At 72.1% G+C, this 14,866-nt stretch carries 16 protein-coding genes; 15 read left to right on the top strand and 1 reads right to left on the bottom strand.

The annotated features are described in order from the left end of the window. Positions 1-5: 5 nt before the first annotated feature. The 4 genes from GA0115233_RS28235 to GA0115233_RS28220 are packed head-to-tail and all read left to right on the top strand — an operon-like array spanning position 6 to position 3,047. The gene (locus GA0115233_RS28235) at positions 6-215 is read left to right on the top strand and encodes a hypothetical protein (RefSeq protein WP_093723138.1); all 210 of its coding nucleotides are present in this window, start codon (positions 6-8) and stop codon (positions 213-215) included. Beyond that, positions 212-1,603, top strand: a complete 1,392-nt coding sequence (gene repSA, locus GA0115233_RS28230; protein WP_093723137.1) for a replication initiator protein RepSA — start codon at positions 212-214, stop codon at positions 1,601-1,603. Before GA0115233_RS28235 ends, repSA begins: the two co-directional genes overlap by 4 nt. Next, positions 1,600-1,797, top strand: a complete 198-nt coding sequence (locus GA0115233_RS28225) for a helix-turn-helix transcriptional regulator (protein WP_093723136.1) — start codon at positions 1,600-1,602, stop codon at positions 1,795-1,797. Before repSA ends, GA0115233_RS28225 begins: the two co-directional genes overlap by 4 nt. Beyond that, positions 1,797-3,047, top strand: coding sequence for a tyrosine-type recombinase/integrase (locus GA0115233_RS28220; protein WP_093723135.1), 1,251 nt, complete (start codon positions 1,797-1,799; stop codon positions 3,045-3,047). The genes GA0115233_RS28225 and GA0115233_RS28220 overlap by 1 nt, the downstream gene beginning before the upstream one ends. A 48-nt stretch (positions 3,048-3,095) precedes the next feature. On the opposite strand, the gene GA0115233_RS42255 is transcribed toward GA0115233_RS28220, so the two are convergent. Then, positions 3,096-3,620 carry a hypothetical protein gene (locus GA0115233_RS42255; RefSeq protein WP_176711962.1) on the bottom strand — a complete coding sequence of 175 codons (525 nt, stop codon included), beginning with the start codon at positions 3,618-3,620 and terminating at the stop codon, positions 3,096-3,098. Between the two features lie 332 nt (positions 3,621-3,952). Here GA0115233_RS42255 and GA0115233_RS28210 point away from each other — a divergent pair, with 332 nt between their 5' ends. The 11 genes from GA0115233_RS28210 to GA0115233_RS28160 all read left to right on the top strand — a co-directional run bounded on the left by GA0115233_RS28210 (position 3,953) and on the right by GA0115233_RS28160 (position 14,816). Then, positions 3,953-4,489 (top strand): DUF2617 family protein, encoded by a 537-nt coding sequence (locus GA0115233_RS28210; protein ID WP_093723133.1) that lies wholly within the window; start codon positions 3,953-3,955, stop codon positions 4,487-4,489. A gap of 62 nt (positions 4,490-4,551) precedes the next feature. After that, positions 4,552-6,195 (top strand): polyamine aminopropyltransferase, encoded by a 1,644-nt coding sequence (locus tag GA0115233_RS28205; protein WP_093723132.1) that lies wholly within the window; start codon positions 4,552-4,554, stop codon positions 6,193-6,195. A gap of 77 nt (positions 6,196-6,272) precedes the next feature. After that, positions 6,273-7,115, top strand: a complete 843-nt coding sequence (locus GA0115233_RS28200; protein ID WP_093723131.1) for an SRPBCC domain-containing protein — start codon at positions 6,273-6,275, stop codon at positions 7,113-7,115. 31 nt (positions 7,116-7,146) lie between these two features. Continuing rightward, entirely contained in the window at positions 7,147-7,935 is a 789-nt protein-coding gene (locus GA0115233_RS28195) for an aldose epimerase family protein (protein ID WP_093723130.1), read from the top strand. A gap of 10 nt (positions 7,936-7,945) precedes the next feature. Next, positions 7,946-8,494, top strand: a complete 549-nt coding sequence (pyrE, locus tag GA0115233_RS28190) for an orotate phosphoribosyltransferase (RefSeq protein ID WP_093723129.1) — start codon at positions 7,946-7,948, stop codon at positions 8,492-8,494. A gap of 170 nt (positions 8,495-8,664) precedes the next feature. Further along, on the top strand, positions 8,665-9,687 hold the full coding sequence (gene fbaA / locus GA0115233_RS28185; protein WP_093723128.1) for a class II fructose-bisphosphate aldolase: 1,023 nt from the start codon (positions 8,665-8,667) through the stop codon (positions 9,685-9,687). A 67-nt stretch (positions 9,688-9,754) separates the two neighbouring features. After that, positions 9,755-11,203 (top strand): MFS transporter, encoded by a 1,449-nt coding sequence (locus GA0115233_RS28180; RefSeq protein WP_093723127.1) that lies wholly within the window; start codon positions 9,755-9,757, stop codon positions 11,201-11,203. A 21-nt stretch (positions 11,204-11,224) separates the two neighbouring features. After that, positions 11,225-11,638 carry a DUF3151 domain-containing protein gene (locus tag GA0115233_RS28175; protein WP_093723153.1) on the top strand — a complete coding sequence of 138 codons (414 nt, stop codon included), beginning with the start codon at positions 11,225-11,227 and terminating at the stop codon, positions 11,636-11,638. A gap of 149 nt (positions 11,639-11,787) precedes the next feature. Further along, positions 11,788-12,627, top strand: coding sequence for a tryptophan 2,3-dioxygenase family protein (locus tag GA0115233_RS28170; RefSeq protein ID WP_093723126.1), 840 nt, complete (start codon positions 11,788-11,790; stop codon positions 12,625-12,627). Then, positions 12,620-13,804, top strand: a complete 1,185-nt coding sequence (gene kynU / locus GA0115233_RS28165; protein ID WP_093723125.1) for a kynureninase — start codon at positions 12,620-12,622, stop codon at positions 13,802-13,804. The genes GA0115233_RS28170 and kynU overlap by 8 nt, the downstream gene beginning before the upstream one ends. 151 nt (positions 13,805-13,955) lie before the next feature. Continuing rightward, a complete protein-coding gene (locus GA0115233_RS28160) occupies positions 13,956-14,816 on the top strand; it encodes an alpha/beta hydrolase (protein WP_093723124.1) in 861 nt (286 codons plus the stop codon). The last annotated feature ends 50 nt before the right edge of the window (positions 14,817-14,866 follow it).

Genomic DNA, 14,866 nt, shown 5'->3' with positions numbered 1-14,866 from the left:
CCGCGGTGGGCCTTTTGAACTGGACCTCCAGCCAGCACTACGACCACAGCGGCGACTGCCCCTGCACCCTGTGCGGCAAGCCCACCCCGCTGCGCTCCCACGACGGCGAGCCCGTCCACAAGGTGTGCGCGGAGGAATGGAACGACGCCCACCCCGGCGCCTCCCGCTTCCACTCCGACCCCCCGCGCAAGACCCGCAAGGACGGCGCGCGATGACAGATGCCGCCACCCTGGCGGGCCTGGACCCGGCCACCCTCGCCGACATGCTGAGGGTGACCGGGTCACCGGGCTTCGACCGCTGGCAAGAGCAGATCAAGCGCACGGGCGGCTGCTCCGACCCGATCCGCCTCATGGGCGCAACCAAGCTGATCGACCGCACAACCGGCAAGGTCTTACACGCCTACTCAACTGACAGTGAGCCGGGCGGCATGCTCCGGGTGGCCTGCGGCAACCGCCGTGCCTCGCGCTGCCCGGCCTGCGCCTGGACCTACGCCGGAGACACCTACCACCTCATCCGCGCCGGGCTGGTCGGCGACCCCGACAAAGGCACCCCGCACACCATCCGCAACCACCCGCGCGTCTTCGCCACCCTCACCGCGCCCTCGTTCGGCCCGGTCCACAACCGACCCGGCAACCGGCCCTGCCGCTGCGGCGTGCGCCACGCCGAGGACGCCCCCGAGCTGGGTACCGCGCTCGAACCCGAGTCGTACGACTACGCGGGTGCGGTGCTGTGGAACAACCACGCCTCGGAGCTGTGGCGCTACTTCACGATCTACCTGCGCCGGGAGATCGCCAAGCGGGCCGGACTCACCCAGCAGGCCGCACGCGAGGAATCCCGTGTGTCGTTCGGCAAGGTCGCTGAGTACCAGAAGCGCGGGGCCGTGCACTTCCACGCCGTGATCCGCTTCGACGGCCCCAACGGTCCCGACGATCCGCCCCCGGCCTGGGCCACCCTCGACCTGCTCACCGACGCCATCCACGCCGCCGCGGCCCGCGTCCAGGTCGACGTGCCCCCGTCCGGGGATCAGCCCGCACGCACGCTGCGGTGGGGCACCCAGCTGGACATCCGCCCTATCCGCGCCTTCGGCAACGGCGAAGAGATCACCGAGCAGGCGGTTGCCTCCTACGTCGCCAAGTACGCGACCAAGGCCGCCGAGACCACCGGCACCGTGGACCGCCGCATCGGCAACAAAGAAGCCCTTGCCCTGCTCGGCGTCGCCGACCACCCGGCCCGGCTCATCGCCGCCTGCCTCGACCTCCACCCGCTCTACCCCGACCGCAAGCTCCGCGACTGGGCCCACATGCTCGGCTTCCGCGGCCACTTCTCCACCAAGTCCCGCCGCTACTCCACCACCCTCGGCGAACTCCGCCAGGCCCGAGCCGACTACCGCGCCGCCCAGCAACGCGCCGCCCTCGGCCTGCCCGACCCCGACGACACCCCGGAGGCAACCACGCTCACCCTCGCCCACTGGACCTACGCCGGACACGGCCACACCCCCGGCGAATCCTGGCTCGCCGCCACCATCCGCCGCGACATCCAACAAAGCCGCGAAACCGCCCGCGAAGCCCTTGCCGAACTCGACGACTGGGAGGAAGCCGTATGAGGGCATCGCTTCCTGATCAGTACCTGGCGCCGGAAGACCTCGTGATTCTGTTCCGCCTGCCCAGTGTCGAGACCGTCTACCAGTGGCGCCGCAAGGGCATCGGACCGCGAGGCTTTCGTGTCGGCCGCTACCTCCGCTTCGACCCCGATGACGTACGGGCCTGGGTCGAGTCCCAGAGGAAAGGGGCCGCCTGATGGCCGGGCACGTCCAAGACCGCTGGTTCAGGACCGAGCCGGGGTCGGATGGCAAGCCGGTCAAGGTCAAGACCGGGCGCCACGGGACGGGCATGCGCTACCGCGCCCGCTATGTCGGCCCCGACGGCTCCGAGAAGTCCAAGAGCTTTCCCGACGGCAAGAAGCGACTTGCTGAGAAGTGGCTCAGTGCCATCGAAACGGACATGACGCGCGGTCAGTACACCGATCCTCAGTCCGTACGGATCACGTTTCGGCAGTACGCCGAGAAGTGGCTGGACAACAAGACTTCCAGCCCGATGACCCGCAAGGAACTTGGTCGACGCCTACGGCTGCACGTCTACCCCGTGCTCGGCTCGCGGCCGATGGGGAGCTTCCGGCCCGAGCACATCAGGGAGCTGCTCGCCGTGTTGGAAGCAAAGCCCGGCGTCAGTGCTTCCTACGCCCGGAACATCTTCGCGGACGTTCAGTCGGTCCTGGCGGCTGCCGTCGATGACACGCTGCTGTCCCGTAACCCGTGCAGCGCGCGCACCGTGCGGCGGCCCAAGCCTGACGCGCATGCAGTAGTCCCCTGGAAGCCCGACCAGGTGTTCGCTGTTCGGGCTGCGTTGCTGGAGCGCTACCGGGCCATGGTTGATGTCGGCGCCGGATGCGGACTTCGGCAGGGTGAGGTGTTCGGACTTGCTGAGGACGCGATCGACGTCGACGGGCACACGCTCCACGTGGTCCGACAGATCAAACATGTGGAAGGCCACCCCGTGTTCGATCTCCCCAAGGGTGGCAAGAAGCGGGACGTCCCGCTTCCCGACTCCGTGGCGGAAGCCCTCCGAGCCCACATGGACGCCTGGAAGCCCGTAGAGATCACGTTGCCGTGGCGTGTGCCGGAAGGGCCCAAGGTGACCGCCCGGTTGGTCTTTACGGCCGAGCAGGGCGGCATGGTGTGGCGGAGCAACTTCAACGGCAAGGAGTGGAAGCCCGCTCTTGCGACGGCCGGGCTCATCCCGGAAGCCGACGAACGCGGCAAGTACCAGTCGGCCCGTGCACACGGCATGCATGCCCTCCGGCACTTCTACGCCTCCGCGCTGCTGGACGCGGGCGAGAACATCAAGGCGGTCAGTGAGTACATGGGGCACGCCGACCCGGGTATGACGCTGCGGGTGTATGCGCACCTGATGCCCGACAGCCGCGAGCGTGCCCGGCGGGCCATCGACTCCGTGTTCCAGCGTGGCCCGAACGGAGATCACGGCCCCTAGACGGCCCAGACAAGCACTGACGGCCCCTGGTCTGCCCCTATGCGCAGGTCAGGGGCCGTCGCCGTCCGAGAACCCTCTGAAGTTCCTCAACTCTGCTTTGGGCCGGGAGCGGCGGGGGCATCCCCCGTTCACGCGGCGGCGAAGGGCCCACGGGGGGTCGCTTTCGGGGGAGTCGCGAAGACGGAAGGAGGGGTGGGCCATGGTTGTCGGCTTCATCCTGGTCATCTTTTTCGTAGTGGTCGCGGGCGGCATCACGGTCGCCGTGCTGGCGGCCGGACGACGGCGCGTGGCGCCCCTGCGCGGCGTGCGCGGCGTGCGTGGCGGAGGGCGGGGCGGCGGGGGCGGCAGCAGCCACCACACCCGGCACAGCAGCGGTGACAGCGGTAGCTGGTGGGCGGGGGACAGCGGCGGGGACAGCGGCGGGGGCGGCTCCTCGTGTGGCAGCAGCTCCTCGTGCGGCAGCAGCTCCTCCTCCTGCGGCAGTAGCAGCAGCTCGTGCGGCAGCTCCTCGTCCTGCGGCGGTGGCGGAGGATGCGGCGGCGGGAGCAGCTGACGCGGGCTGAGCGAGCACATGTCAGGGGGGAATGCGCGGGGCCCGCCCACGGGGGGCGGGTCCCGCTGCTGTGTGTGCGTGCTCCGGCGTGCGCCCGGACGACACGGCGCACACCGTGGTTGAACAGTTGAGCTGTGGAGCCCCCCGAGGGATGGAAACCCTCCGAAGTTGGGTAAAAACGCTGTGGCGGCGCCACTGTTCATGATTCCCTCTAAAACACCAACGCAGCCCCTCGGACGTCCCGCGGCCATCCCCACTGACCTCGCCGACTGGGCTGACGGGCCGATCTCCCGGTGTCGACCGGTGCGCCGGACCCAACCTCCCTTTCTTTGCGTGCTTGCGGAGCCGATCCATGCTCACGACCCTGAACACCTCCTACACCGACACGCGCGCGGCCGACCTCGCCTGGGCGCTGGGGCGTGAACCGCTCCCCGCACTGGCCACGCTCGACCTCGAACTGTCCGGGGCGAAGCTCCAGTTGAGACTGCTCGGCGCGTCCCACCAGGTGCTCCTGGAGGAGGAGCGGGGCGACTGCTCGGAGACCGTTGCCTGCATCCCCGGCAGCAGCACCCCCCTCCCGCTGGGCGTCGCCAAGCGCGTCGGGGACTGGGAGTACGAGTTCGCCGCCCGCGTCGAGGTACTGGCGCCGGGCCAGTTCGCGGGCCGTGCCCAGGAGTTGCTCGCCCTGGTCGCCGACCACCCGCACGGCCTGGCCGGAGTCTTCCCCGGCAGCCCGCACGCCTTCACCGCGATGCTCGCGCACCGCCACGAGGGCCAGTTGCACTGGCGCACCTGGCACGCCTACCCGCAGGACGGCCAGTTGGTGGCCACCCGCACCCGCGTCGGGGTCCGGGTGCCGGTCGGCGCGCTGAGCCCGTCGGGAGTTTGAGGACCGTAGGTCCACACGTGTGGGTGACGAAGCGTGTCGGTCCCGTAACGTAACGTCGCAGGGTGATTGAACCGCACGCGCCCGCCCCGCCCGGCCCCCCGGCACCCTGGGGCGGCCCGGCGCGGCTGCCCGTCCGGCCCGGGACGGGACGCTTCCTGGTCCTCGCGTGCGTCTTCGTCTGCGCCGCCTGCGGACTGGTCTACGAACTCGAACTCGTCGCCCTCGCCTCCTACTTGATCGGCGACTCCGTCACCCAGGCGTCCGTCGTGCTGTCCGTGATGGTCTTCGCGATGGGCCTCGGCTCGCTCGTCGCCAAACGCCTGCGCTGGCACGCCGCCGCAGGCTTCGGCGCGATCGAGGCGGTGCTCGCCCTGATCGGCGGCCACAGCGCGCTCGCCCTGTACGGCGCGTTCGCCTGGACCGGCGACTGGGGCGGACTGTGGGGCGAGGGCCCGCGGGTCCTGCTGGTCGCCTTCTCGCTCGCCATCGGCCTGCTGATCGGCGCCGAAGTACCGCTGCTGATGGAGCTGATCCAGCGCATCCGCCGCCAGGACGCGGGCGGCGCGGTCGCCGACCTGTTCGCCGCGGACTACGTCGGCGCGCTCGTCGGCGGACTCGCCTTCCCCTTCCTTCTGCTGCCCCTGCTCGGCCAGTTGACCGGCGCGCTGATCACCGGCGCGGTCAACGCCGTCGCCGGCGCCGCCCTGGTCCTCGGCCTCTTCGGCCGCGACCTCACCCGGCGCGGACGCCTGCTGCTGATCGCCGCCAACGTCACCGTCCTCGGCCTGCTCGCCACCGCCGCCGCCCACGTCGACGACTTCGAACGGGCCGCCCGGCGCGCGGTGTACGGCGCCGACGTGCGCGTCGCGCTCCAGACCGACGTCCAGGAACTCGTCCTCACCGGCGGCACCGGGGGACGGCCCGTAGAGCTGTATCTCGACGGGCGGCTGCGGGTCAGCGGGCGCGACGAGCACCGTTATCACGAGGCCCTGGTCCACCCCGCGATGAACGGCCCGCACGGCCGCGTCCTCATCCTCGGCGGCGGCGACGGCCTCGCCGTCCGCGAGGTGCTGCGCCACCCGGGCGTGCGGCGCGTGGACATCGTCGAACTCGACGCCGAGGTGGTCCGCCTGGCCCGCGAGGACCCGGCACTGTCCGCCCTCAACGGCCACGCCTACGACGACCCGCGTGTCCACGTCGTCATCGCCGACGCCTTCCGTCACCTGCGCACCTCACCCCCGGCCCGCTACGACGTCGTCGTCTCCGACCTCCCCGACCCCGGCATCACGGCCAGCACCAAGCTCTACTCGCAGGAGTTCTACGGACTGGTCCGCCGGGCGCTGACCGACCACGGCCGCCTGGTGGTGCACGCCGGACCGGTGACCGGCCGCCCCCACGCCTTCTGGACCGTGGACGCCACCCTCCGCTCGGCGGGCCTGCGCACCGCCCCGTACCGGGTGGCGGGCCGCGCCCCCGGCTTCGCGGCGGGCCCCGACCGCTCCTCCGCCCGCCGCGCCGACGACTCGCACGACTGGGGCTTCGTCCTCGCCACCGGCGACGGCCCCGGACCCCCGCTCGCCCTGCCCCCGCACGGCCCCCGCCTGCTCACCCTCACCGACGCCCGGCTGCTGGAGGACGCCCGGGCGGCGGAGCGGGTACGCCTCGCCGGACTCCCGCCGTCGACTCTCGTGCATCCGCGGTACTGAGCCGGTGACCCGGACGTGCCGGGAGATTACGCCGACGGGGGGTGCGGCGGCGGCCCTCGTGGGTAGGCTCCGCTGACATGGAGCTTGAGGTGTTCGTTCCGACGGCCGCGGCCCGGGTGCGGCAGGCGTTGTCCGACCCCGAGCGGGTGGCCCGCGCGCTCCCCGGCTTCCAACGGGACGCGGGCGCCGCGACCCCCACGAGCGGCCGCCTGAAGGTACGGGTGGGCGGCCACACGATCACCTACCGGGGCGCCCTGCGCGTCGCGGAACGCGAGGACGGCGCGTACACGGTGGAGGGCGAGGCCACGGAGGCCCGCGGCACCGGCACGGTGAAGCTGTCCCTGACGCTCACCCTGGCCGACACGGACGACGCCGACGCCGACACCGACGGCACACGCGTCACCGTCGAGGGCACCGCGACAGCGGACGGCCGCATCGCCCAACTCCCCGCCGAGCAGGTGAACTCCGCGGCTGCGCGACTGCTGAGCCGTTTCGCGGAGAACCTGGGAGCGGCGGAGGAGCCCAAGGCGGAGGATCCCAGGGCGGAGGAGCCCAGGGAGGAGCCTGAGAAGGAGGCGGAGCCCCAGGCGTCCGAGGCGGAGACGGCGGAGCCCACAGAGGAAGCACCGGCACCCCCCACCGAAGAGTCCTCCACCGAAGAGTCCCCCAACGAAGAGTCCTCCACCGAAGAGCCGCCCCCCGCGGAATCCCCCGCCCCCGAAGCCGCCCACGCCCGCCGCACCATGATCGGCCGCAGCGCCGAAGAGGTCGACCACGCCCCGCCCCGCGGCCGCTACGCCCCCGTCCCCGCCCCGCCGGTCACCGCCCAGGCGAACACCCTGCGCTGGGCCGCCCCCGCCGCCGCCCTCGCCGTCGCCTCCGCGATCGTCGTCGGCCGTGTCCTGCGCAGGCGCCGCTGACCGCACCGGCCGGCCCCGCTAGGGTCGTGGCGTGAGTAACGAAGACATCACGCTGACCGCGGGCGACGCGGAGGTGACCGTACAGCCGGGCAACGGCGGCCGGATCGGCGGGCTGAAGGTCGCGGGCACCCAACTCCTGCGCCAGGGCGAGCGGTTCGGCTGCTTCCCGATGGTCCCCTGGTGCGGACGGATCCGGGACGGACGGTTCCGCGACGGCGCCACCGTCCGCCAGATGCCGCTGAACTCCCCGCCGCACGCCATCCACGGCACCGCGCGCGACGGCGCCTGGCGCACCGCCCGCACGAGCGCGGACGAGGCGGTGATCACGTACGACCTGGTGGACCCCTGGCCGCACAGCGGGCGGGTCACCCAGATCGTCGCCCTGACCGACAGCTCGCTGACGCTGACGATGTCGGTGGAGACGTACGAGGACTCCTTCCCGGCGCAGATCGGCTGGCACCCCTGGTTCCACCGCACCCTCGGCGGCAAGGCCGTCGAGCTGGACTTCACCCCCGCCTGGCAGGAGGAGCGCGGCGACGACCACCTGCCCACCGGCAACCGCGTCGACCCCAAGCCGGGCCCCTGGGACGACTGCTTCGGCATGCCGGACGGCGTCGACGTCACCCTGACCTGGCCGGGGGAACTCACCCTGAAGGTCACCAGCCCCGAGCAGTGGGTCGTCGTCTACGACGAGCAGGACGAGGCCGTGTGCGTGGAGCCGCAGACCGGCCCGCCCAACGGGCTGAACACGCATCCGCGCCTGGTCACCCCGCTGGAGCCGCTGGAGGCCACGACCACCTGGACCTGGACCCGCCTCTAAGCTGTTCGGCATGACGGACGTACGCGGCGCGCTGCTGCAGCAGATCAAGGACAAGGCCGTGGTGCACGGCAAGGTGACCCTGTCGTCGGGTCTTGAGGCCGACTACTACGTCGACCTGCGGCGCATCACGCTGGACGGCGAGGCCGCGCCGCTGGTCGGTCAGGTGCTCCTCGACCTCACCGCCGACCTGGAGTTCGACGCGGTCGGCGGGCTGACCATGGGCGCCGACCCGGTCGCCGCGGCCATGCTGCACGCCGCCGCGGCCCGCGGCCGGAAGGTGGACGCCTTCGTGGTCCGCAAGGCCGCCAAGGCGCACGGCCTGCAGCGCCGCGTCGAGGGCCCGGACATCGCCGGCCGCCGGGTGCTCGTGGTCGAGGACACCTCCACCACGGGTGGTTCCCCGCTCACCGCCGTCGAGGCCGTCCGCGAGGCCGGTGCCGAGGTCGTGGCCGTGGCGACGATCGTGGACCGGGCGACCGGGGCCGCCGAGAAGATCGAGGCGGGCGCGGGCGTGCCCTACCGCTTCGCGTACTCGAAGGACGAGCTGGGCCTGGACTGAGCCCGGCCGGAACGGGACGGGACAGGCCGGTGACCGTCGGCTGAGACGACTCTCGGAGCATCCCGTTTCGTCTGGAAAGATGGCCCCGACGACGATGAGGTCGTTCTCCCAGGTCTAGGTCAGGGCCGTTACACGCAGAACGCAACCCGCACATCACAAGGAGCGGACAGATGCCCATCGCAACCCCCGAGGTCTACAACGAGATGCTCGACCGGGCGAAGGCAGGCAAGTTCGCCTACCCGGCCATCAACGTGACCTCCTCCCAGACGCTGCACGCCGCGCTGCGCGGCTTCGCGGAGGCCGAGAGCGACGGCATCGTCCAGATCTCCACCGGTGGCGCGGAGTTCCTCGGCGGCCAGTACAGCAAGGACATGGTCACCGGCGCCGTCGCCCTGGCCGAGTTCGCGCACATCGTCGCCGAGAAGTACGACGTCAACATCGCGCTGCACACCGACCACTGTCCGAAGGACAAGCTGGACGGCTACGTACGCCCGCTGATCGCGGTCTCCGAGGAGCGCGTGAAGGCCGGCCGCAACCCGCTGTTCCAGTCGCACATGTGGGACGGCTCCGCCGAGACCCTCGCCGACAACCTGGCCATCGCGCAGGAGCTGCTCCCGCGCGCCGCCGCCGCCAAGATCATCCTTGAGGTGGAGATCACCCCCACCGGCGGCGAGGAGGACGGTGTCAGCCACGAGATCAACGACGAGCTGTACACCACCGTCGAGGACGCGCTGCGCACCGCCGAGGCGCTCGGCCTGGGCGAGAAGGGCCGCTACCTGCTGGCCGCCTCCTTCGGCAACGTGCACGGCGTGTACAAGCCGGGCAACGTCGTCCTGCGTCCGGAGCTGCTGAAGGACCTCCAGCAGGGCGTGGGCGAGAAGTACGGCAAGCCCAGCCCGTTCGACTTCGTCTTCCACGGCGGCTCCGGCTCCACCCCGGAGGAGATCGCCACCGCGCTGGAGAACGGCGTCGTGAAGATGAACCTCGACACGGACACCCAGTACGCCTTCACCCGTCCGGTCGCCGCGCACATGTTCCAGAACTACGACGGCGTCCTGAAGGTCGACGGCGAGGTCGGCAACAAGAAGACCTACGACCCGCGCACCTGGGGCAAGCTGGCCGAGGCGAGCATGGCCGCGCGTGTCGTCGAGGCCTGCAACAACCTGCGTTCCACGGGCACGAAGATCAAGTAGTTCCCGCGCGCGATCCAGTGAGCCCGGCGCCCTGCTTCGGCGCCGGGCTCGCTGTATACCTGGGAGCATGCCCGACGTACGGCTGGCCGCGCCGCAGGGCCGCTGGATCCTGCTGACAACGATCCTCGGTTCCAGCATGGCGCTGCTGGACTCGACCGTCGTCAACGTCGCCCTGCCGCGCATCGGCACCGACCTCGACGCGAACCTGTCCGCGCTGCAGTGGACGGTCAACGCGTACATGCTCACGCTGGCCGGGCTGATCCTGCTCGGCGGCTCCCTCGGCGACCGCTACGGCCGCCGCCGGATCTTCGTCGTCGGCGTGCTGTGGTTCGCCGCCGCCTCGCTGCTGTGCGGGCTCGCCCCGAACGCCCAGATCCTGATCGCCGCGCGTGCCCTGCAAGGGGTCGGCGGGGCGCTGCTGACCCCCGGCTCGCTCGCCCTCATCCAGGCGTCCTTCCACCCCGACGACCGCAGCCGCGCGGTGGGCCTGTGGTCCGGTTTCGGCGGCATCGGGGCGGCGGTGGGGCCGTTCCTGGGCGGCTGGCTGGTGGACGGGCCGGGCTGGCGGTGGGTGTTCCTGCTGAACGTGCCCCTGGCCCTGCTGTGCGTGCCCATCGCGCTGCGCCATGTGCCCGAGTCCCGGGACAGCACCGCGCACGGCCGCTTCGACGTGCTCGGCGCGGCCCTCGGCGCCCTCGCGCTGGCCCTGGTGACGTACGCGCTGATCGAGGCGGACTGGATCACCGCCGCCGTGGGCGCGGTCCTCGGGGTGGCCTTCGTGTACGTCGAGAAGCGGCGGGCCGATCCGATGATGCCGCCGGACATCTTCGCCTCCCGCCAGTTCACGGCGGTCAACCTGGTCACCCTGTGCGTGTACGCGGCCCTCGGCGGGTTCTTCTTCCTCGCGGTGATCCAGCTGCAGGTGGTCTCCGGCTACTCGGCGCTCGCCGCCGGTACGGCCCTGCTGCCCGCGACCGTACTGATGCTCCTGCTCTCGGCCCGCTCCGGGGCCCTGGCCGACAGGATCGGTCCGCGCATCCCGCTCACGGTGGGTCCGCTGGTGAGCGCGGCGGGCCTGCTGCTGATGCTGCGGGTGGGCCCGGACGCCTCCTACGCGGCCGACGTCCTGCCCGCCGTCCTGGTCTTCGGATGCGGTCTGGTCACCCTGGTGGCCCCGCTCACCGCCACCGTGCTGGCCTCGGTGAGTGTCGCGCGGGCGGGCCTGGCCAGCGGTATCAACAACGCGGCGGCCCGGGTGGCGGGCCTGATCGCGGTGGCCGCGCTCCCCCTGCTGACGGGGATGGGCGAGGAAGCCTACCGCTCCCCGGCCGCCTTCGACGCGGCCTTCGACCAGGCGATGCTGTGGTGCGCGGGCGCCCTGCTCGCGGGCGCCGCCCTGGCCTTCGCGACGGTACGCAAGCCCCCGCCGGACTGCCGCCGGCCCGAGTGCCTGCACCACGCCTCCGTCACGGCGCCGCCGCTGGAGGGGGAGCGGGCCAAGCGGCGCATCGAATAGCGGATGGACCAGACTGAACCCATGACGATTCACGAGAACCTCCTCGGGGGACCGCCCCCGACCCACCTCCCCGACGACCCGGAGCCGCGTGAGCTCCTGGCGTCCGGTACGGCGCCCGCCGATGTCGCCGCGAAGTACCCGACCTCCTCGCTGGCCTGGGCCCAGCTGGCCGACGAGGCGTTCGAGCGGGGCAGCGTCGTGGAGTCGTACGCCTACGCCCGTACCGGCTACCACCGCGGCCTGGACTCCCTGCGCCGCAACGGCTGGAAGGGCCACGGCCCGGTGCCCTGGGAGCACGAGCCCAACCGCGGCTTCCTGCGCGCCCTGCACGCCCTGGCCCGCGCCGCGGGCGCGATCGGCGAGCAGGAGGAGTACGAGCGCTGCACCCAGTTCCTGAAGGACTCCTCGCCGACGGCCGCCCAGACCCTCGGCTAGGACTTCCCTTGAGTGCGGGTCCGGCTGTGATCCAGCCGGGCCTTGCACTTTTCCGGTGGTACCCCGGAGGATTCGGGTGGGGACCGGGGCCCCCGTGTCGGTAACGGCAGGGGCGGACCGCTACCCGGAGTACACAACAGGAGACAGCGATGTCCCACGAGGCTCACGAAACCCAGGAGCCCGAGACCCCGCATCTCGACTTCGCCGGCACGACGCCGTACGAGGACTACGTCAAGGCCGACGTGCTCACGCACCTCCAGCACACCCTCTCCGACGACCCCGGAGAGATGGTCTTCCTGGTCACCACCCAGGTCATGGAGCTGTGGTTCACCGTCGTCGTCCACGAGTGGGAGACGGCCGCGCACGCCCTGCGCGAGGACAAGGTGCCGGTCGCGATCGACGCGCTCAAGCGCTCGGTGCGGGAGCTGGAGGCGCTCAACGCCTCCTGGAAGCCGCTCGGCCAGCTCACCCCCGCCCAGTTCAACTCCTACCGCAGCGCCCTCGGCGAGGGCTCCGGCTTCCAGTCGGCGATGTACCGGCGGATGGAGTTCCTGCTCGGCGAGAAGTCCGCGTCCATGCTCGTCCCGCACCGCGGCGCGCCCCGCGTCCACGCGGAGCTGGAGAAGGCGCTGCACGAGCCGAGCCTGTACGACGAGGTGCTGCGCTTCATGGCCCGGCGCGGGCACGCGATACCCGCCTCCGTGCTGAAGCGTGACGTCTCCCAGCGCTACGAGCCCTCCGACGCGGTCGAGGCCGCCTGGGCCGCCGTCTACTCCGGCGATCCCGGGGACCAACTCGCCCGCCTGGGCGAGGCGCTGACGGATGTGGCGGAGCTGGTGTGGCGCTGGCGCAACGATCACCTGGTCGCCACCCGGCGCGCGATGGGCGCCAAGCCCGGCACCGGCGGCTCGGCCGGAGTGGCCTGGCTGGAGAAGCGGGCCCGCAAGAACGTCTTCCCCGAGCTGTGGACGGCGAGGTCCCATGTCTGACCTCACGGGCAGGGCGAAGGAGCTGGACGCGGCGGACGAACTCGCCGCCAAGCGCGCCGAGTTCGTCCTCGACGACGTCGTCTACCTCGACGGCAACTCCCTCGGCGCGCTCCCGGCGAACGTGCCGGACCGGGTCGCGGACGTGGTCGGGCGCCAGTGGGGCGCCCTGCGCATCCGGTCCTGGGAGGAGAGCGGCTGGTGGACCGCCCCGGAGCGGATCGGCGACCGCATCGCCCCGCTGGTCGGGGCGGCGCCGGGGCAGATCGTCGTCGGCGACTCGACCAGCGTGAACGTCTTCAAGGCACTGGTCGCCGCGGTGCGGATGGCGGGCGAGGGGCGCGACGAGATCGTCGTGGACGCCACCACCTTCCCGACCGACGGCTACATCGCCGAGTCGGCCGCCCGGATGACCGGCTGCCGGCTGCGTCCGGTGGTGCCGTCCGAGGTGGCGTCGGTGCTCGGCGACCGCACGGCCGCCGTGCTGCTCAACCACGTCGACTACCGCACCGGGCGCCTGCACGACCTGCCGGCGCTCACGGCGGCGGTGCACGCGGCGGGCGCGTACGTCGTCTGGGACCTGTGCCACAGCGCGGGCGCGCTGCCGGTCGGCCTCGACGAGCACGGCGTGGACCTGGCGGTCGGCTGCACCTACAAGTACCTCAACGGCGGCCCGGGTTCACCGGCGTACCTGTACGTTCGCTCCGATCTGCAACCCCGCTTCGACTCCCCGCTGCCGGGCTGGAACTCCCACGCGGAGCCCTTCGGCATGCGCCCCGAGTACGAACCGGCACCGGGCGCCCCGCGCGGCCGGGTGGGCACGCCGGACATCCTCTCCATGCTCGCCCTGGAGGCGGCACTTGAGGTCTGGGACGGCGTGAGCGTCGAGTCGGTGCGGGCCAAGTCCCTCGCGCTGACGGACTTCTTCCTGGAGTGCGTCGAGCGGTACGTCCCCGAGGGCGCCGTGGAGTCCCTCACCCCGGTCGCCCACGAGGAGCGCGGCAGCCAGGTCGCGCTGCGCTGCCAGGGCGCCGACGCGGTGATGAAACGGCTGGTCGAGCGGGGTGTGGTGGGCGACTACCGGGCCCCTGACGTGCTGCGCTTCGGCTTCACCCCGCTGTACGTGGGATTCGCCGACGTGGAGCGGGCGGCACGGGTGCTGGGCGAGCTGCTGAGCTAGGGAGACGCCACGCGGTGAGGGGTGACGGGCGTACAGAACCGTTACCCCTCACCCAGCGTCACATCCCCGTGTTCACGCACGTCACCGGCCTGATACGGTCCCGGCAAACACCTGGTCCGCCAATCCCGTTTCACCATTGAGAGGTTGGAGCATGCCGGACGACGCCGCCGCAGCCCGGGCCGCCGCAGAGGAGCAGTCGGCCCTCTCTCGTCCGCCCGTCGATCCGGACGCCACCGCCGCGTACGGTGACCACCCCGACCAGGTGATCGACTTCTACGCCCCGCGCACCGACACCCCCCTCGCCCCCCTGGTGGTCGTCCTGCACGGCGGCGCCTGGCGCGCCCCCTACGACCGCCGCCACATCAGCCCGTTCGCCGACTTCCTGGCCCGCCGGGGCTTCGCCGTGGCCAGCGTCGAGTACCGCAGGGGCGCGGAGGGCTCGGCCGACACCGCCGGCCGCTGGCCGGAGACCTTCGACGACGTCGCCGCCGCCCTGGACGCCCTCCCGGCCCTGGTCCGCGAGCACCTGGTGCGGGCCGACCCCCGCCGGACCGTCGTCACCGGCCACTCCGCGGGCGGCCACCTCGCCCTGTGGGCCGCCGCCCGCCACCTCCTGCCCGCCGACGCGCCCTGGCGCACCGACGGCCCGCCGATGCTCAGAGGAGTCGTCGCGCTCGCCCCCATCGCCGACTTCGCGGTCGCCGACAAGCTGGACGTCTGCGCCGACGCCGCCCGCCAACTCCTAGGCGGCGACGAGCACTTCGCCGAGCGCCGCCCGTACGCCGACCCCGCACTGCTGCTGCCCACCGGTATCGCCACCACCCTCGTGCAGGGCCGCACCGACATCGACGTGCCGCAGATCGTCGCCGAGTCCTACGCGGACGCGGCGGCCAAGGCGGGCGAGATGGTCGGGCTGACCCTGCTGGAGGACGTCGGCCACTTCCCGCTGATCGACCCGGCGGCGGACGCCTGCGCGGTGGTCGCGGAGGAGATCGCCCAGCTCGCCTGGTGACCCCGCGGGGGCCCGCCGTAGTACTTGAGACGGACCCCGAAGGACCCTTC

The organism is Streptomyces sp. DI166 (assembly GCF_900091315.1).
In the GTDB taxonomy this organism is placed as follows: Bacteria; Actinomycetota; Actinomycetes; order Streptomycetales; family Streptomycetaceae; genus Streptomyces; species Streptomyces fuscus.
This window is presented reverse-complemented; position numbering and strand designations above follow the sequence as displayed.